Origin of the sequence: Stenotrophomonas sp. TWI377 (assembly GCF_039674525.1) — a bacterium.
Taxonomy (GTDB): Bacteria; Pseudomonadota; Gammaproteobacteria; order Xanthomonadales; family Xanthomonadaceae; genus Stenotrophomonas.
Genome location: NZ_JBDJNT010000013.1, coordinates 42,641 through 60,754 on the forward strand (window position 1 = coordinate 42,641; position 18,114 = coordinate 60,754).

At 66.2% G+C, this 18,114-nt stretch carries 11 protein-coding genes; 5 read left to right on the forward strand and 6 right to left on the reverse strand.

Going from position 1 to position 18,114, the window contains the following annotated elements:
* Window positions 1-733: 733 nt before the first annotated feature.
* Together ABE546_RS12410 and ABE546_RS12415 are read right to left on the reverse strand one after the other, a co-directional pair.
* Window positions 734-3,493 carry a TonB-dependent receptor gene (locus ABE546_RS12410; RefSeq protein WP_313217511.1) on the reverse strand — a complete coding sequence of 920 codons (2,760 nt, stop codon included), beginning with the start codon at window positions 3,491-3,493 and terminating at the stop codon, window positions 734-736.
* Window positions 3,494-3,759: 266 nt separating this feature from the next.
* Window positions 3,760-5,772, reverse strand: coding sequence for a glycoside hydrolase family 97 protein (locus ABE546_RS12415; protein ID WP_346463953.1), 2,013 nt, complete (start codon window positions 5,770-5,772; stop codon window positions 3,760-3,762).
* Window positions 5,773-6,059: 287 nt separating this feature from the next.
* On the opposite strand from ABE546_RS12415, the gene ABE546_RS12420 reads away from it, so the two are divergent.
* The 5 genes from ABE546_RS12420 (at window position 6,060) to ABE546_RS12440 (ending at window position 12,519) form a co-directional block, all read left to right on the forward strand.
* Window positions 6,060-8,261: a Six-hairpin glycosidase-like protein gene (locus ABE546_RS12420; RefSeq protein WP_346463891.1), complete on the forward strand. Its 2,202-nt coding sequence runs from the start codon at window positions 6,060-6,062 to the stop codon at window positions 8,259-8,261.
* The gene (locus ABE546_RS12425; RefSeq protein ID WP_346463893.1) at window positions 8,258-9,745 is read left to right on the forward strand and encodes an MFS transporter; all 1,488 of its coding nucleotides are present in this window, start codon (window positions 8,258-8,260) and stop codon (window positions 9,743-9,745) included. The genes ABE546_RS12420 and ABE546_RS12425 overlap by 4 nt, the downstream gene beginning before the upstream one ends.
* Complete coding sequence (locus tag ABE546_RS12430) at window positions 9,745-11,466, forward strand: alpha-amylase family glycosyl hydrolase (RefSeq protein ID WP_346463894.1); 1,722 nt, start codon at window positions 9,745-9,747, stop codon at window positions 11,464-11,466. The genes ABE546_RS12425 and ABE546_RS12430 overlap by 1 nt, the downstream gene beginning before the upstream one ends.
* 91 nt (window positions 11,467-11,557) lie before the next feature.
* Window positions 11,558-12,055, forward strand: coding sequence for a GNAT family N-acetyltransferase (locus tag ABE546_RS12435; protein ID WP_346463896.1), 498 nt, complete (start codon window positions 11,558-11,560; stop codon window positions 12,053-12,055).
* 71 nt (window positions 12,056-12,126) lie between these two features.
* On the forward strand, window positions 12,127-12,519 hold the full coding sequence (locus ABE546_RS12440; RefSeq protein WP_346463897.1) for an SseB family protein: 393 nt from the start codon (window positions 12,127-12,129) through the stop codon (window positions 12,517-12,519).
* A 9-nt stretch (window positions 12,520-12,528) separates the two neighbouring features.
* Here the strand turns inward: ABE546_RS12440 and ABE546_RS12445 are convergent, their stop codons facing one another.
* The 4 genes from ABE546_RS12445 to ABE546_RS12460 form a co-directional block, all read right to left on the reverse strand.
* The gene (locus tag ABE546_RS12445; protein ID WP_346463899.1) at window positions 12,529-16,113 is read right to left on the reverse strand and encodes a M1 family aminopeptidase; all 3,585 of its coding nucleotides are present in this window, start codon (window positions 16,111-16,113) and stop codon (window positions 12,529-12,531) included.
* Window positions 16,114-16,126: 13 nt separating this feature from the next.
* Window positions 16,127-17,020, reverse strand: a complete 894-nt coding sequence (locus ABE546_RS12450) for an ABC transporter ATP-binding protein (RefSeq protein ID WP_313217527.1) — start codon at window positions 17,018-17,020, stop codon at window positions 16,127-16,129.
* A 67-nt stretch (window positions 17,021-17,087) separates the two neighbouring features.
* Window positions 17,088-17,504, reverse strand: coding sequence for a hypothetical protein (locus ABE546_RS12455; RefSeq protein ID WP_313212072.1), 417 nt, complete (start codon window positions 17,502-17,504; stop codon window positions 17,088-17,090).
* Window positions 17,501-18,100: a sigma-70 family RNA polymerase sigma factor gene (locus ABE546_RS12460; RefSeq protein ID WP_346463901.1), complete on the reverse strand. Its 600-nt coding sequence runs from the start codon at window positions 18,098-18,100 to the stop codon at window positions 17,501-17,503. The genes ABE546_RS12455 and ABE546_RS12460 overlap by 4 nt, the downstream gene beginning before the upstream one ends.
* Between the last annotated feature and the right edge of the window lie 14 nt (window positions 18,101-18,114).

Below are 18,114 nucleotides of genomic sequence, written 5' to 3' on the forward strand. Positions count from 1 at the left end.
TATTGAGAGGGCGGGGCCGGGTGCCTCGCCCTTTTTTTGTCTTGCGTTCGTGCGGTGGGCCCCCGCACGGCCAAGGGGGGGTGGGGGGGGGCTGGGGCTGGTTTGGGCGGGCAGGGGGGGGTTGGCGGGACCCGCCGCAAGTACGTCCGTGTAGGCTCATGTCGCGCCATCCATGGCGCTCATGGTCCCGCCAACCCACCCGTGCCCGCCCTTTGACAATGGGCTGGTGCGCAAGGGAAAAGCGACGCTAGCAGCTGAAGCATGCGCAATGGTCGGATCGGCCAGCGCGGTCGAGATGATCGGGTTGATCGGTCTGGTCGGTGGGAGCGGAACAGTCCGGGCGGTCAGGGCAATCGGGGCGTTCGACGTGGTCGGCACGGTCAAAAGTGTCGAGGCGGCCGAACTGCTCGAGCTGGTCCGAACCGCAGACACCTGGTTCGATCCTTCTTTGCGCTGCGTCGCAATGCATTGCACTGCACTGCACTGCCATGGCCACCAACCCACTGTCGAAGGGCGGGGGTGTGTGGGTTGGCGGGACCGTTGTGCCGCATGGATGCGGCTCACGAGCCCCCAAGGATGGGTTTACGGCGCGTCCCGCGAACCCACACACCCCCGACCAGGCCACGGACATCCGGCGCTGACGCTCTTCAGAGTCAGAGAAAAGCCAACAAAAAACCCGCTGCACAAGCAGCGGGTTTTCGATGTCGCCACTAAGTCGCTGACAAGAGCAACATCAGAACTTGTAGTTCACACCCAGCATGTACGTGCGGCCCCACTCCACGTACTCCAGCGGTCGATCCTTCGTGCCAGCGTAGGTGCGATACGGCTCGTTGGTCAGATTGCTTCCCTGCAGCAACAGCGTCAGCCCATGCAGACTGCTGCTGTCCGCGAAGGTGTAGCTGACCTGCGCATCCGTCACGTTCTCACCGACCACATACCGCAGCGTCCGGTTGCCGTTGAAGTTGCCGATCTCACCGATGAAATCCGAACGGCGGCGTTGGCTCACGCGGGCCTCGAACCCACTGCGCTCGTAGTACGCCGTGAAGTTGTACACGCGCTCGGACAGGCCGGGCAGGCTGATCGGATCGCTGCCCACGCTGGACGCGCTTTCCGGATCCAGGATCTTGATGTCGCTGTCGTTGAACGTCGCACTGGCCTGCACGCCGAAGCCACGCAAGGTCTCGGTCAGCATCTCCAGCGGGAACGAGGCGGTCAGCTCCAGGCCCTTGAGCTTGCCACCCTGGCCGTTCTGCGGGGCCGAGAAGGTGCCGGTCGGCAGCACCGGCACGATCATGCCCGGCGGTGGTACGTAGCTGGCCAGCAGATCGCTGAAGTCGTAGTCATCGCGCGACTGCGTGTAGACGTAGGACTTCAGGTCCTTGAAGAACACCGCAGCCGCCACATACGCCTTTTCACCGAAGTACTTTTCGTAGGACAGATCGATCGCATTGGCGCGCCACGGATCCAGCAGCGGGTTGCCGCCGCTGCCGCCGGGCTTGCCGGTGGCGGTGTCCACGCCGAACTCCAGGCCGGCGCGCATCTGGTCCACGCGCGGGCGTGCCACCTGCTTGGCCACGGCGAAACGCAGCGTCTGCTGGTGCGGGAACATGAAGGCCAGGTTCAAGCTCGGCAGCCAATCGGTGTAGGTCTTGCCGTCATCGATCGGCAGGATGTTCTGGCCGTCCGGACGCGAGCGGTCGAAGTAGTTGGACTGCGAGCTCTGGTCGGTGCGCACCATCTGCACGCCGATGTTGCCGCGCAGGCCCACCTCGCCCAGGTCGGTGTTGATGTTGGCGCGGATCCAGGCGGTGCTGGTCTTTTCCTGCACCGTCCAGGCCTTGGGAATCAGGTAGTCCAGGTTGGTGACCGGGTTGAAGACCATGTAGCGGTCCACCGCGGCCGGGACGTTCCAGGCGGGGATGTAGCCGATGCCGGCGAAGCCCAGGTTGACCGGTGCGTACTGCAGGTCACCGGCGATGTTGGCATCGCCCTGGTCGCCGAGCAGGATGTTGCCCTCGGCCTGGGTCTTGTCCTTGCGGCGGTCGGCGTAGTTCACGCCCACGTCCACATCGGAGAACCACGGCAGCGAATCGGGCATCGCAAAGGTGGCCTGCAGGCGGGCGCCCTTCAGGCGGTCTTCGACCATCGGCACCTTGCCGTAGCCGGAGCCGTAGATGGTGTTGGTCAGGAACAGCGCGTCCGGGTTGGAATAGTCCAGCCCCGGGCTGATCTGCGAGAACCCGTCCGGCTTGACCACCACCCCGACCGAATCCAGCTGCGGCATCGGCGTGAGCTGCAGGTTGTTTTCCAGGTTCAGTTCGTTGCGCGTGGCCTTGGAGTAGTTCACATCGGCGACAACCTTGACCCGCTCGAAGTTGAACTCGTTGTTCCAGCCGAACGCGTCGATCTTGTCCTTGCGCTTGTTGTACATGCCGCGCACCAGCGGATACACGCCGGTCGCCACGCCGCCGGCGAAGGTGCCATCGGCGTTGATCTGCGGGTTGGTGATCAGCAGGCCCGGGGTATAGCCGCCGTTGTAGTTGCTGAGGTTGACCTCGAACTGGTTGGCGGTATCGATCTGCTCGGCTTCGGTGTGGAACGCATCCAGGGTGCTGGTCCACACGTTCGACGGGCGGAACTGGACGGTGGCCATCACGCCGTCGCGCTCGTTGTTACCGGTGCGGCGCAGCGCCTTGATGCCGTCGGAGAACACCGTGCCCGGGGCCAGGCCGGGGCGGTTGCCCTGGTCGGTCTGCTCGGTGGTCCACGGTTCGTACAGCCCGACCTGGTTCTCCTGGATGGGCATGTCGCTGTGCGCGTAGCCGATCGAGATGCCCAAGGTGTTGTCGAGGAACTGGTCGATGTAGCTGGCGCTGAAGCGGTTGCCGTACGGATCGACATTGGCGGCCTTGCCCAGCGAGCTCTTCTGGTAGCGGCCGCTGATCGCGATCACGCGCTCGGCGAAGCTCAGGGGGCGCACGGTCTGCATGTCGATGGTGCCCGACAGGCCCTGGCCGACCAGGGCGGCGTCCGGGGTCTTGTACACGGTCACGCCGTTGACCAGCTCCGAGGGGTACTGATCGAACTCGACGCTGCGGTTGTCACCGGTGCTGACCACTTCGCGTCCATTGAGCAGGGTGGTGGCAAAGTCGGGCGACAGGCCGCGCACGCTGATCACCTGGGCACGCCCGGCCACCCGCTGGGCGGCCAGACCGGGCAGGCGGCCCAGCGATTCGGCGATGCTCACGTCGGGCAGCTTGCCGATGTCCTCGGCCGAAATCGCTTCGACCACCGAGGTCGCGTCCTGCTTGATCGCGATCGCGTTCTCGATGCCGCGGCGGATGCCGGTGACCTGGACCGTGTCCAGATTGGTCGCCGCGGTGCCGGTCCGTGCAGTGGTGGTACTGGGTTCGGCGGTCTGCGCCGACGCCATCAACGGCGTCAGGGCGACGGCCAGCGCGAGACTCAGCGCGCTGCGCTTGCGGTTCAACATTTTCCCCTCCCAGGCAATGTTGCCAATCGATTTTTTGGTTGCCCGGAGGACCCGGGAGCGTCATGGCGCGGTGGCCGTTGACTGCGTGGCTATGGTAGGCAGCGCATCGGCTGTAGGAATCACCCTGCATACGTATTCAATGACGTTTGCAGCGTTGGAAGCGATTACAGGTGCGTTATTGCAGCCGCACCGGCGTACACGCGCCCGGTAGGTGCCGACCGTTGGTCGGCACGCCGCATCCACGCACGCGGCGCTGGCTGAGCGACTTACAACGGGGTAAAGCGGATCGCCTGGCCGCCGCCCGGTGCAAGCACCAGCGTCAGCGCATCGGCGCTGGTGACCTCGCGCGTTTCGCGCACGAAGGCGAAGGGATTGCGGCGGAAATCCGCGCCGTCGCCATCGCGGTAGATCTCCGCGCGGTAGCGCACACCCGGCGCCAGGAAGCCCAGCGAGACCGGGAGCACGCGGCCGTGTTCATCGGTGATGCTGCCCAGGAACCAGTCGCGGCTGTGGCGGTCCCTGCGCACGATGGTGACGTAGTCGCCCACCTCGCCGTTGAGCACGCGGCTGTCGTCCCAGTCCACCGCGACGTCCTCGATGAAGCGGAAGGCTTCGCGGTGCTGCTCGTAGTGCTCGGGCAGGTCGGCCGCCATCTGGATTGGGCTGTAGATCGTCACGTACAGCGCGAGCTGCCGGGCCAGCGTGCTGGGGATCGCCTGACCGCCGCGGCCCTTCAGACTCAGGATGCCGGGGGTGTAATCCATTGGCCCGGACAGCATCCGGGTGAACACCAGGTTGACCTCGTGCTCGGGCGGGTTCGGCGGTTGGCCCCAGGCGTTGTACTCCATGCCACGCGCGCCTTCGCGGGTGATCCAGTTCGGGTAGGTGCGGCGCAGGCCGGTGTCCTTGATCGGCTCGTGCGGATTCACCGCGATATGCCGCTTGGCTGCTTCCTGCACCACCTTGAGGTGATGGCGGGCCATGAACTGGCCGTCGTGCCACTCGCGCCACAGCGGCCCACCGGCCGGGTTGCGACGGTCGACCTGGCCGTCATCGCAGACATAGCCGCTCTTGAATGCATCCACGCCCAGCCGCGCATACAGATCCAACGCCGCGCCCAGCTGATCTTCGTAGTGTTCGATCGCGCAGCCGGTTTCATGGTGGCCGATCAGGTGTACGCCCTTCTTCGCGCCGTAAGCCGACAGTGCCTCGATATCGAAGTCCGCGGTGGGCCGGGTGAAATCGAAGGCATAACCATTGCCGACCCATTCACCGTTCCAGCCGGGATTCCAGCCTTCCACCAGTACGCCACGGAAGCCATGCCGGGCGGCGAAGTCGATCACGCGTCGGGTCTTGGCGGTGGTCGCGGCGTGCCGCGGGCCGGTGGCCCAGCTCTCCTCATCCAGATGCATCGACCACCACACGCCCAGGTACTTGGAAGGCTTTACCCAGCTGACGTCGCCCAGCACATTGGGTTCGTTGAGGTTGAGGATCAGGCTGGATTCGACCAGCCCGCCGGCGGTGTCGCTGATCTGCAGCGTGCGCCAGGGGGTGTCGAAGGGCAGGTTTCGCCGCACTTTCCAGCCCTCGGCCGAGGGCGACAGCTGCGCGCGCAGGCGTTGGCCGTCGGTGCGGCGCAGCCACATGCCGGCGTAGTCCACCAGCGCGGCTTCGTGGATGGCGACATGCAGGCCATCGCGGCTGCGCAGCGTCATCGGCGTATGTGCCAGCGGCACCTGATCCAGCGGCGTGCGCTGGTAGAGATATTCGTAGTGAATCGGCTCACCGGCCGGAATCCACCAGGCGGTGGAGGTCGGCGCGATCGCGAACTCGGTCAGCTCATCGTCGATGATCGCCTCGCGCATGCCCGGCTGCTCGGGGAAGTGGTAGCGAAAGCCGAGGCCGTCGTCATAGACCCGGAACACCACATCGATGCGGCGCTTGGCGCCGCTGCGTTCGGCCAGCTGCACGACGACTTCGTTGAAGTGATTGCGGGTCAGCCGGCGCTCGCCCCAGGGCTGTTCCCAGGTTTCATCGACGCTGCGCGACTGCTGGCCCACCACGGCGAGATCCCGGTCCAGGCGGCCATCGCGCAGCTGGAAGCCGAGCTTGGAGCTGTCCACCACGGCCTCGCCGAAACGTTCAACCCGATAGCTGGGGTTGCCGCCGTCCAGTTGCAGCGACACGCGCAGGACCTTGCCGGGCGACTCGACGTTGGCGACAGTGACCGGTTCCGCCGAGACGGTGGCGCTGAATGCGCAGAGGATCCAGCCGAGCAGGGGCCGGCGACAACGTGCGGAAGGCCCGTTTGTTGGATGCGACAGTGACGGCATTTCCCCTCCCAAGGCGGCCGAAAACACCCCCGGACTATAGCGATGCGGTCACGATTGCCGACCGCCCTGGCCATGAATACGTATGCAGCTCGATGCAGGCTGCGGCGTGCCGTCTACCATGGGCCCAAGGCACCCTGGGAGGGGGCCGCGAGCGCATTGCCGCGAGGCGGTGCGGACCTACAACGCGAGCAAAGGGGAGGGAGGCAACAGGCGCGAGCCGGTTCGCCACTTCGATGCTGAAGATGATCTGCCTGACCGTTGCCCTCGGGGCAGCGATGGGGTCCACCGCACGTGCGGCCGACCTGGACTTCGATGGCCGCCATGCGCGTGCCGAGACCGCCGCTGAAGGTGGCTACCGTCTGCATGCACCGCAGGGCGAGGTGCGCGTCAGCGCGCAGCCGATGCGCGGCGAGACCGGCAGTGTGCTGTTCGATGCGCTGTTCGGGCTGGCCCAGCAGGAGATGGATGCCGACCGCGTGGATGCGATCCGCGACCCGGCCTTCAATCACGGTAAGCCCGTGGACTGCGAGTGCTTCCAGACCGGCGCGCGCTGGCCCTATGTGTGGACCCGCGATGTGAGCTTCGCCGCCGATCTGGCGCTGTCGCGTCTGGATCCCGTACGCACGCGCCAGTCGCTGCGGTTCAAGCTGTCCACCGCACGCGATGGGCATACGCCCGGTCTGTTCGTGGCGCAGGACACCGGCTCCGGTGGCAGCTGGCCGATCAGCAGCGACCGCGTGGTGTGGTTCCTGGCCGCACGTGGGCTGCTGGATGACGCGGCCTTTGCCGAGCAGGTCTGGCAGGCACTGCAGGCCACCCTGGCACAGGATCGCGAGGCGGTGTTCGAGGCGCGGATCGGCCTGTATCGCGGCGAGACTTCGTTCCTGGATTGGCGCGAGCAGACCTATCCGGACTGGACCCGCGAGGATGTCCGCTTCATCGGCGAGTCCTTCGCGCTCTCCACCAACGTGCTGCATTACCAGGCGCTGCGACTGGCCGAGCAGCTGGCACGCCAGCGCGGCGACGCGCGCGCCACCACGTACGGCGAATGGGCCGATGCGCTGGCCCGCCAGATCGACGCACGCTTCTGGCGCGAGGAGGCTGGCCAGTACATGAGCTATATCGGCGAGGTGGCGCACCCGGTGCCGTACGCCAAGTACGACCTGCTCGCGCTCTCGCTGGGCGTGCTGGCCGATGTGTTCCCGGCCGATCGCGCACGCCGCGCGCTGGCGAATTACCCGGCCGTGGCCGGTGGCAGCCCGGTCGTCTGGCCGCAGGAAGCGCAGCAGCCGATCTACCACAACCGCGGCATCTGGCCCTTCGTCAGCGCGTACTCGCTGCGGGCAGCGCGCCGGTTGGACGATGCCCCGCGCATTGCCATGGAGATCGAATCGCTGATGCGCGGCACCGCGCTGGCCGGTTCCAACATGGAGAACTACGAGATGCGCACGCTGGCCGTGCATGTCGATGAAGGCGCCCTCAGCGGCCCGGTAGTCAATTCGCCGCGGCAGCTGTGGTCGGTGGCCGGGTACCTCTCGATGGTGCTGGAAGGGGTGTTCGGCGTGGAAGACGACGGACGCATCGCGCCGAAGCTGCCGGTGTCCCTGGTGCCGACGCTGTTTGGTGCGCAGGACCGCATCCGCCTGGACGATGGCGAACAGCGTTACGTCCTGGTGCGACCGAAGCAGCTTGCCGGCGAGCTGCTGGTGGCGGGTGATATCCAGCGCGATGGCAGCACCACCACGGTGCAGCTGGTGCCGTTGCATGCGACGGGCGCGACACCATCACCGGCCATCCTGCGTCCCTCGGCGGTGTTCGCCCCGGCCACCCCAGCCACCCCGGTGCCGCGCGAAACGACGGCGGGCTGGCAGATCACGGTGCCTGCCGGGCACGTGCTGTGGCGCGACGGCCAGACGCTGGCGCCCACACGGGGTGTCGCCACGATTGCCCGGGACGGTGCCAGTCACTGCCTGAGCCTGACCCGCCGGGAGGGCGCGCTGGAATCGCTGCACAGCCCGATGACCTGCATCGGCCCGCAGCAGGTGCTGGCCGGCGACACGCACTGGCAGTGGATCGCACCGACCGCCGGCCGCTGGCGTGCACGCCTGCGCTACGACAACCCCAACGGCCCGATCAACACCGGCGTGACTGCAGCGGTGAAGACGCTGGTGCTGCAATGCGAGGGTCAACCGGAGCAGCGCCGCCCCATCGTGATGCCGCACAGCGTGGGCGAACAGGACTCCACGGCGGTTGAATTCGAGCTGCCGGCACGCGCCTGCCGCGTCACGTTGGACGAGGGCTTCAACATGAGTGCGTTGACCCACTTCGCGCAGTACAACGGCGGCAAGGGTGGCCGTGAGGGCGTGCTCAATCAGGCCCGCGTGTCCGCGCTGACCCTGATGCCGGTCGCAGCCTCGCCGGAGCCGCGCCGATGAGCCGTTCGCCCAAACCGACGCTGTCGTTCTGGCAGATCTGGAACATGTGTTTCGGCTTCCTCGGCATCCAGTTCGGCTTTGCCCTGCAGAACGCCAATGCCAGCCGCATCTTCGAGACGCTCGGCGCCCCGATGGATGCGGTGCCCGGGCTGTGGATCGCCGCGCCATTGACCGGCCTGTTGGTGCAGCCGGTGATCGGCTACCTGTCCGACCGCACCTGGACGCGCTGGGGCCGCCGCCGCCCGTTCTTCATGATCGGTGCCGTGCTGACCACGCTCGCCCTGCTGGTGATGCCGAACTCGCCGACGCTGTGGATTGCGGCCGGCACGCTCTGGGTGCTGGATGCCTCGATCAACGTATCGATGGAGCCGTTCCGCGCGTTCGTCGGGGATCAGCTGGCCCCCCGGCAACGGCCGACCGGCTTTGCGATGCAGAGCTTCTTCATCGGCATCGGTGCGATCGTCGCCAGCTTCCTGCCTTTCATCCTGGCCCACCTCGGCGTGGCCAACACGGCGGCCGCAGGGCAGGTGCCCGATACCGTGCGCTACGCGTTCTACTTCGGGGCGGCGGTGCTGCTCGCGGCGATCACCTGGACCGTGGTCAGCACCCGGGAATACTCGCCGGCCGAGCTGGCCAGCTTCGATGATGCCGAGCCGTCCGCGGTGCACCAGAGTGCGCGCGTGGCAGGACCGCCGCCGTGGGCGCAGATCGGCGGCTGGGTGGCGGTGGGCATCGTGCTGGCCGCCGCCATCGCGGCGCGGCAGGGTGACCGCATGCTGTATGTGCTGGCTGGCCTGTGCATGGCGTATGGCGTGCTGCTGGGTGTGGCGCGCTGTGTGCCGGGGGCGAACATGCTGGCCACCATCGTCGACGACCTGCGTGCGATGCCGCGCACCATGCGTCGCCTGGCCTGGGTGCAGTTCTTCTCGTGGTTCGCGCTGTTCGCGATGTGGATCTACACGACCGCCGCCGTCGCCGGCACCCATTTTGGTTCCACCGATACCGGCTCTGCCGCCTACAACGAGGGCGCCAACTGGGTCGGCGTACTGTTCGGTGCCTACAACGGCTTCGCGGCGTTGGCCGCGCTGCTGATTCCGCTGATGGTGCGCTCACTTGGCCTGCGCTGGGGCCACCTGGTCAACCTGTGGCTGGGCGGGCTGGGGTTGATCTCGATGTTGTTCATCCGTGATCCGCACTGGCTGCTGCTGTCGATGGTCGGCGTCGGTTTCGCCTGGGCGTCGATCCTCTCGTTGCCGTATGCACTGCTGTCCGACAGCGTGCCGGCGGCCAAGATGGGCATCTACATGGGCCTGTTCAATTTCTTCATCGTGATCCCGCAGCTGGTCGCGGCCAGTGCGCTTGGCTTCCTGCTGCGCACCTGGCTGGGCGGCGATCCGATGCACGTGCTCGCACTCGGGGGTGGCAGCCTGCTGCTGGCCGGCCTGTGCGTGCTGTATGTGCCATCCCAACAGGAGGTTGTCTGATGCCCCGGTATTCGTCGTTGTCGCTGGCCCTGTCATTCGCGCTGTCCGCCAGCCCCGCCCTGGCCGTCGAACGCCCGGACTATGTCGGTACGCGCGAGCCGTTCGCCAGCCAGGCGGTCTACTTCGTGGTCACCGACCGCTTCGTCAATGGCGATCCGTCCAACGACCACCGCGACCAGGGCGGGGCACATCCCACCTTCGATATCCCGGTGCCCTGCCCGGACAAGGTCGATGGCAACATCGGCTACCTCGGCGGCGACTTCAAGGGCGTGCTCGACAATGCCGCGTACATCCGCAACCTGGGCTTCGGCGCAGTGTGGATCACCCCGATCATCGACAACCCGGACCAGGCCTTCACTGGCAGCAAGCCGATCAGCTGCACCAGCACGCTGACCGACCGTGGCAAGACCGGCTACCACGGCTACTGGGGCGTCAACTTCTACACGCTCGACGAGCATCTGCCGAGCAAGGACCTGGACTTTGCCGCGTTCACCCGCGGCCTGCATGCCGCCGACCTGAAGGTAGTGCTGGATATCGTCGGCAACCATGGCTCGCCCGCGTGGACGATGCCGGTGGCGCAGCCGCAGTTCGGGCAGATCTTCGACAAGGACGGCCGCTTGATCGCCGACCATCAGAACCTCCCGCCGCAGCAGCTGGACCCGCTCCATAACCCGCTGCATGCGTTCTACAACAACATTGGCCCGGTCGACGGCAAGGACGGCTCGATCTTCGACGGCAACCTGGCCGAGCTGTCCGACTTCAACGAGCACAACCCGGCGGTGATGGACTATCTGGTCGGCGCCTACCTGCAATGGACCGCGCAGGGCGTGGATGCGCTGCGCATCGACACCATCGGCTGGCTGCCACACCCGTGGTGGCATGCCTTCGTCAACCGCATCCGGGCCGAGCATCCCGGCATGTTCATGTTCGGCGAAGCGTTCGACTACGACGCCAGCAAGATCGCCGAGCACACCTGGCCGGCCAACGCGAACGTCAGCGTGCTCGACTTCCCGCTGCGCGGCGCCCTGTCGTCCGTGTTCGGCAGGGAGCAGAAAGGCTTTGAGACCCTGGCCGAGCCGCTTCACCTGCTGGATGGGCCGTACGCCAATCCGTATGAGCTGATGAGTTTCTACGACAACCACGACATGGCCCGGCTGGATGCCAGCGATGCAGGGTTCATCGACGCCCACAACTGGTTGTTCACCGCGCGCGGCATTCCGGTGATCTATTACGGCTCGGAAACCGGCTTCATGCGCAGCCGTGCCGAGCATGCCGGCAACCGCGCCTACTTCGGCCAGCAGCGCGTCAACAACGCGCCGAACAGCCCGATCTATGCGCGGCTGCAGCGCATCGCCAAGCTGCGTGAGGCCACACCTGCACTGCAGCGTGGTCTGCAGGTCAACGAGCGGCTGCAGGGCGATGAAGCGGTGTTCTTCCGCGTGCTGCAGCAGGGCGATACCGCACAGACCGCCCTGGTCCTGCTCAACAAGGGCGACACCGCCCGCACCGTCGAGGTGCGCCGCTATCTGCAGGCCGGGACCTGGCGCGACGCGCTGGGTGGCGCGAGCCAGACGGTCACCGGCGCACTGAAGGCCGAGGTGCCTGCGCATGGCGTGCGCGTGTTCGTGCTGGATGCGCAGGTCGACCAGACAGCGCTACAGCAACAGTTGAAGGCGGCGATGGAGGACCAGCAGGCCCGCACGAAACGCCTGGCGAAGTAGCCGGGGAATGCCCGGTCTGCCGTTCGCGGTGGGCCGGGCACTACAATCGGGCTCGCGATCGCGCACTGCGGTCCTTCCGAGTACGCTTTCCATGTCACGCCTGTCCCTGCGCCCCGCAACGCCCGACGACGCCGAACGCCTGTTCCATCTGATGCAGTTCTACTACTTCGAGGCGTCGGCCTGGAGCGGAGAAGAAGTACGCTCCGACGGCCTGTTCGACTGTGATCGGAGCGATGTCGAGGCCTCCCTGCGCAACGCGCCGCAGTGGGCGCGGTTGTTGTTCGTCGACGAAGCACTCGCCGGCTTCGTGCTGGTGGACCGGGTGGAACGGGACGGCCACCACTATCCTGAACTGGCCGATCTCTTCGTGCTGCCCAAGTACCGGCGGCAAGGGTTGGCCGCGTATGTGGTCAACGCACTGGTGCGTCCCGGCGAGGGGCAATGGCTGCTCGCAGTGTTCCGCGGCGACGTGGCTGCGCATGCCCACTGGCTGCGGACCCTGCCGCGTCTTGGTCTGCCCCACGTCGCACTGGCCGACGATGACCCGCGGTTCCATCTCTACCTGATCGGCGATCCGGCCAGCCTGTAGTGCCGGCCGCTGGCCGGCTCCCGACACGCCCGGCGGTACACTAGCGGCCCCCACCCACACCCCCGCATTCCATGAACGACGCTGCCCCCCAGACCCCGATCGAAACGCTGCTCAAGACCGCGATGGACGGTCAGCTGCCGATCGGCCTGTTCATGAAGGCCTTCGTCGCCTCCGAGGTGGTGTTGCTCACCGGCAGCCTGGTGACGCCGGATGGCAGCGGTTTCGATCCGCTGCTGTTCGACAAGCAGGGCGTGCTGCACGTGTCCGTGTTCACCGATATGAGCCGCGTCGGTTTCCACAGTCAGCAGGCCCCGCATACCATCCGCATGCTGATGCTGGAGGTGCTCAAGCGCGTCCCCGGCGGCTACGGCGTGGTGATCAATCCGGGCACCTCGCTGGGCTTTGAAATCTCGCCGTCCGGCGTCGGCGAAATCCTCAAGGACTTCGCTGACGCCCCGCGCTGACGCTGCGTTTTACTGCAGCGTCACCTTCCGCCGGTTATCCGACGACACCCGATCGATCAGTTTGTTGTACGGATCAAAGCCCGCCTCATCCGGCTTGCCCTCCACCGTCACCGTGATGGAGGGATTGGCCTCGGTGACGTGGTGGCGCTGCAGGTACAGCACCTTCTGATCGCGCTCCTTGCCCGACGGCGCATTGGCGAATACACCGACGTCGATCCAGTCGTCCATGCTGCCGGCGGTCTCCTTGCCGCCACCGTCGGCATAGCGCTTCTCGGCGTGCAGCTTCAAGGTAACGTCGTACTTTCCATCGGCACGCTTCTGCACGCTCGCGGTGAGGACACGGTTGTCGTAGAAGCTGATCTTCTCGAACAGGTCCGTCACCAGCTGCTGACGGTCGGCCGGGGTCTCGGCGCGGAGGTAGGCGAGCAGTTCGGTGGAGGTGGTGTAGGGCGGCTGCTGGAAGGCCTTGTCCTGCAGATAGCGCTGTAGGGCGCGATTGAGGGCGGCTTCGCCGATCTCCTCACGCAGCCGGTAGAACGCCAGCGAGCCCTTGCGGTAGTGGATGTACTGCTGGTTCTCCACCCGTGCCAGCGGCAGTTCTTCCACGCCTTCGCCACCACGCCCGGACAGGTACCCGTCCAGCTCGTTCTTGAGGAACTGGCGCATGTGCTGTCGGCCGTACTCCTTCTCCATCACCATCAGCGCCGAGTACTGCGACAGCGACTCGGACAGCATCGTGGCGCCCTGTACGTTGGCACCGATCACCTGGTGCGCCCACCACTGGTGTGCGATCTCATGTGCGGTGACATAGAACACGTAGTCCACCTTGTCCGGATCGCGCAGGTCGGCGATGAAACCAATCGATTCGGAGTAGGGGATCGTGTTGGCGAAGGACTGCGCGAAGCTCTGGTAGCCCGGGAATTCGATGATGCGCACCTGACGGTGCTGGTAGGGCGTGAAGTTGGCTTCGTAATACGCCAGCGACTTCTGCACCGCATCGATCATGCGGTCCACGTTGTAGCCGTGCTGGGGGTCGTAGTAGATCTCGACCGGAATGCCCTTGTAGGCCGCGCGCTTCACTTCCCAGCGGGCAGACAGGTAGGCGTAGAAGTTCAGCATCGGCCGGTCCATGGCATAGCTGAAGCAGCGGCGGCCGTTCACGGTCGTCTCCCGCACCAGGTATCCCGGTGCCAGCGCAACCTGGTCCGGCGCGGTGCAGATGGTGCTGCGGAAGTCCAGCCAGTCGGCATCGTCGCTGACGTAGTTGTTGGCGCGTGCGGCCTGGTCCTCCAACTTGGGCATGCGGGTCGGCTCGCCAAGGCCGCGCTTGCGACGCTCGTTGCGGTCGGTGATCTGTACGCGCTGGTTGTAGCCGAACGACGGCAGATCGCTGCTGTTGAAGAAGGTGCCGTTGTCGACCAGGTTGGTCGGTGCCTGATGCGCGGTGATGCCGTCCGGATGCTGGTTGATGCGGAAGTGGATACGGCGTTCCTCACCGGGCTGCAGCGGCTTGGCCAGCCGGTAGATGCGATAGCCCAGATCAGCGTCGTGCATGGACAACGTTTCGCCCCCCAGGTCGACCAGGGTCAACTGCCTGTCATCGTCCATCGACACATGGATCTGATCGATGGGCGCGGCATGGGTATTGCGCACCGTCCAGTAAGCATCGACGACCATCGACTGGGTTTCCGGCGACAGGTCGATCCGGTTGTCCACCGCCACGATGCGTGGCTGCGGCAGATCACGGTAGCGCGACAGATCGCGTTCGTAGCGGGCCTGCAGGTCCAGCTGCTGATCGGGCGAGCGGAACTCGTTGCGGATGTTGGTGCTCCAGTACAGCCAGCCACCCACCCCGATGAAGGCCAACGTGGCCACCACTGCACCGAGTCCAGTCGGGCCGCGCAGGCGGCGCCCGGCCAGCACCAGCCGCTGCCGCACACCATTGCCGACGCCGCGTACCCAGAAGGCCGAGGCGACGCACAACAGGGCCAGCAGGAACAGCGCCCAATACCCTTGGAACGCCAGTTGCCCCGGCAGGAAGTGACCGTAGCCGTTCATGTCCGAGTACGGCGCGATCGGCCAGCTGCCGAAGTTGTACAGGTTCTGCGTGTAGTCGAGCATGCCCAGCACCGCCTGCCCGATCATCACCACGATCAGCAGTGCGTAGCCGACGAACTTGTTGTTGGTCAGCACCTGCAGCACCAGCGCCAGCCCACCCATCAGCAGATAGACCACCGAATCCAGCGCGAGCATCTTGAGATACACCAGCGGCTCGATGTGGGTGTAGCCCTTGGCCAGCTGCACGCCGATCGCGGCCAGCGCGCCGATGGCCTGGAAGCAGGCGATCACCGCCACCAGCGTGGCGAACTTGGCCAGCAACGGCACCCAGTTGGGCACCGGCATCGCATCGGTGACGTCACTGATGCGGGCGGTGCGTTCCTTCCAGACCAGCTCGCCGGCGAAGAACAGCACGATGATGATCAGCAGCCAGCTGTAGGTGCCTTGCAGCGCGGTCAGCATTTCCGAGGTGACCGGCCAGATCGGCGTGCCATACATCGTCTGGCGGAACAGGGCGCCGGGCAGGAAGTTGCACAGCCCCAGCACCAGCAGTACCAGGAAGGGCACGCTGCGCACCACGCCAGCCGTATCAAAGCGAACCTGATGCAGGAACTGGCGCCAGGCGGTGCCGACACCGCTGCCGGGCACCACGCGTGGCACCGTGACCTGGGCCGGGCGCAGCGACGGGGGGCTCGTTGCCGCGGCGGCTTTACGGCCCCAGCGACGACCGGCACTGCCGCTGCGCTCGGTGCGGAACAAGGCAAACGTCGCAGCGAACAGCACTGCCGCCACACCCAGCCATAGCGCACGGTTGGCCAGCAGCTGACCGGCGACGGCAGGCAAGCCGGAGTTGCGTTCGGCCACCGACCAGTAACGGATGGTCCGCGACAACGCGCGCAGGCCGAGCGGCTCGCTCAGCACCGCAATCCAGGTGTTGTCGATGTCGCGGAGCAGGGCCGCGCTGACGCCGTACAGCACGAAGTAGGCGATCACGCCGATGTAGACCCACAGGATCGAGCGGGTGGTGGCCGCCAGCAAGGCCAGCAGGGCCGTGGTGAAGATCAGGTTCGGAATCACGATGACGCCGAATGCCCAGACATAGCTGTACAGCGAGACCGGGCCCATACGGGCCGGATCGACCCAGGGCATGAACGGCCCCAGCGCCATGCCGGCGGCAATGATCACGTACACCAGCAGCCCGCTGACCAGCGCGGCGCCGATGCGTCCGGCCAGGTAATCGCGGCGTTTGATCGGGCTGGCGAAGATCAATTCGGCGGTGCCGAGATCGAAGTCGCGCAGCAGTGCATTGCTGACGAACAGCGTGGAGACCAGCATGCCGAGCAGAGTGAAGATGCCCAGCATCGAAGCGATGACGGTCGGTGCATTGCTGTGCACGTTGCCGGTGCCACCGCCGATCTGTATCGCGTCGGACGACGCGGCACCGAAGGCCATCAAGGCGAACAGGCCCGCCAGCAGCCACAGCAGCGGGGAACGGAGCTGCTCGCGCAGCTCGAAACGGAAGAAGGCAGCGATCATGGGCCGGCTCCGGTCAGGCGGCCCGCGACTGCAGGCGCAGTCGCTGGAAATAGACGTCTTCCAGATCGGGAGCCACGGCTGCGAAGCCGTCGCCGGGGTCGTTCGCGCTGTGTACGTGGATCACCGGCCGCCCACCGACCAGGCGCGTGGACAGCACCACATGGTTGGTCTCATACGTGGGCAGTTCGGCAACGTCGACCTGCTTGCGCCAGACCTGGTGCTGCAGCGCATCGATCGCATCGCTGGGTTTGCCGGTCAGCAGCACCTGTCCCTTGTTCATGATGGCCATGTTCGGGCAGAGGTCGGTGACATCTTCGACGATGTGCGTGGACAGGATCACCGCCACGTTCTCGCCGATCGCCGCGAGCAGGTTGAGGAAGCGGTTGCGCTCTTCCGGGTCCAGGCCAGCGGTGGGCTCATCGACGATCACCAGGCGCGGATCGCCGAGCAGCGCCTGCGCGATGCCGAAGCGCTGGCGCATGCCGCCGGAGTAAGTGCCGAGCTTGCGCTTGCGCGCATCCCACAGGTTGACCTGCTGCAGCAGCGCCTCGACCACCTCACGGCGCTGGCCCTTCTGGGTGATGCCCTTGAGTACCGCGAAATGGTTGAGCAGGTCCAGCGCGCTGACCTTGGGATACACGCCGAAGTCCTGCGGGAGGTAGCCCAGCCGGCGCCGTACCGCATCCTTGTCGCGCAGCACGTCGATGGCCGCCTCACCGGGAATCGACAGCGTCGCCGAGCCGCTGTCGGCCTCCTGCAGCGTGGACAAGGTGCGCATCAGCGAGGACTTGCCGGCGCCGTTGGGCCCGAGCAGACCGAACATGCCGCGGGGCACATCGAGCGTCACACCGGCGAGGGCATGGACACCATTGGCGTACGTCTTGGACAGCGCGCGGATCTCAAGCATGTGGCCACTTCCCCTGGGAGATAGCGCGGTTATCCGCCCTATTCAGGTAGGCCGCATCCGCCGTAAGTCATGGGTGCTTCTGGACACGTGTGCGCCACCGAGCGGCCAGCCATGACGCAGCCACGCAGCCTGCGGCCACCAGCAGCCAGCCGGATGCCGTTGGCCCCGCGCTCTCCTTGATCGCGCCCCACCACGCCGGGCCGAACATCGCCCCGATGGCCAGGACGGCGAGGGCCAACAAGGCAAGCAATACCCGCGACACCCAACGTTCGATACCGGCGTCATGCCGGGCAATGCGCAGCGTGACATCACGGGCGAAGCGCATCGGCGGTCCACTCTGCGGGGCCGAAGCGATCGCCTGGGCGATGCGCAGGTAGTCGGTGGCGTCCGGCGCAGCGCGCTGGCCGCTGAGGGCGGCGCGCAGCGCATCCTCCTGGGCCTGCCATTCCTCGGGATCGATGCGGGGATCGTCTGCGCTGCTCATGCGGGCACTCCAATGCGGGATTCGAGCAGTTCGCGCAACCGCTTGCGGCTGCGGAACAGGTGGCTCTTGATGGTGCCTTCGGCCAGCTCGGTCAGGGTGGCGATCTCGGCGATGGAGATCTCCTCCAGGTGATAGAGCGTGAGCAGGGTGCGCTGCAGGGGCGGCAAGCCGTCGATCGCAGCGTACAGGTGGGCGTTGATGTCGTGCTCGCTGGTCAAGGCTTCCAGATCGATGCCATCGCCGATCTGTTCGATCAATGCGGTGCCGTCCTCGCCCATGGTGTTCTCCACCAGCGGAATGCGGCGGCGTTCCAGGTGGCGCTTGGCGATCGAATAAGCGACCTGCGCCACCCAGGATTTCAACGCGCTCTCGCCGCGGTACTGATGCAGCGTCTGATGGATGCGCAGGAAGGCTTCCTGGCACAGCTCGCGGGTGTCGTCGGGGTGGCGGACCATGCGGTCGACCACGCGCCAGCACAGCCCTTGATACTCCCGCACCAGCTGCTCGAACGCCCCGGGCTGCCGCGACAGAATGGCGGCGACCAGTGCCCGGTCGGCGTCGAGACAGTCGGCAGGGGTGGGCGGCGGGGTGCGCATCCCCATAGGGATAC

Bases quoted from the DNA above. Each gene is read 5' to 3' on its own strand.
- ABE546_RS12425 (WP_346463893.1), top strand. From the start codon at position 8,258: ATGAGCCGTTCGCCCAAACCGACGCTGTCGTTCTGGCAGATCTGGAAC.
- ABE546_RS12440 (WP_346463897.1), top strand. From the start codon at position 12,127: ATGAACGACGCTGCCCCCCAGACCCCGATCGAAACGCTGCTCAAGACC.
- ABE546_RS12445 (WP_346463899.1), bottom strand. From the start codon at position 16,113: ATGATCGCTGCCTTCTTCCGTTTCGAGCTGCGCGAGCAGCTCCGTTCC.
- ABE546_RS12410 (WP_313217511.1), bottom strand. From the start codon at position 3,493: ATGTTGAACCGCAAGCGCAGCGCGCTGAGTCTCGCGCTGGCCGTCGCC.
- ABE546_RS12450 (WP_313217527.1), bottom strand. From the start codon at position 17,020: ATGCTTGAGATCCGCGCGCTGTCCAAGACGTACGCCAATGGTGTCCAT.
- ABE546_RS12420 (WP_346463891.1), top strand. From the start codon at position 6,060: ATGCTGAAGATGATCTGCCTGACCGTTGCCCTCGGGGCAGCGATGGGG.
- ABE546_RS12430 (WP_346463894.1), top strand. From the start codon at position 9,745: ATGCCCCGGTATTCGTCGTTGTCGCTGGCCCTGTCATTCGCGCTGTCC.
- ABE546_RS12435 (WP_346463896.1), top strand. From the start codon at position 11,558: ATGTCACGCCTGTCCCTGCGCCCCGCAACGCCCGACGACGCCGAACGC.
- ABE546_RS12460 (WP_346463901.1), bottom strand. From the start codon at position 18,100: ATGCGCACCCCGCCGCCCACCCCTGCCGACTGTCTCGACGCCGACCGG.
- ABE546_RS12455 (WP_313212072.1), bottom strand. From the start codon at position 17,504: ATGAGCAGCGCAGACGATCCCCGCATCGATCCCGAGGAATGGCAGGCC.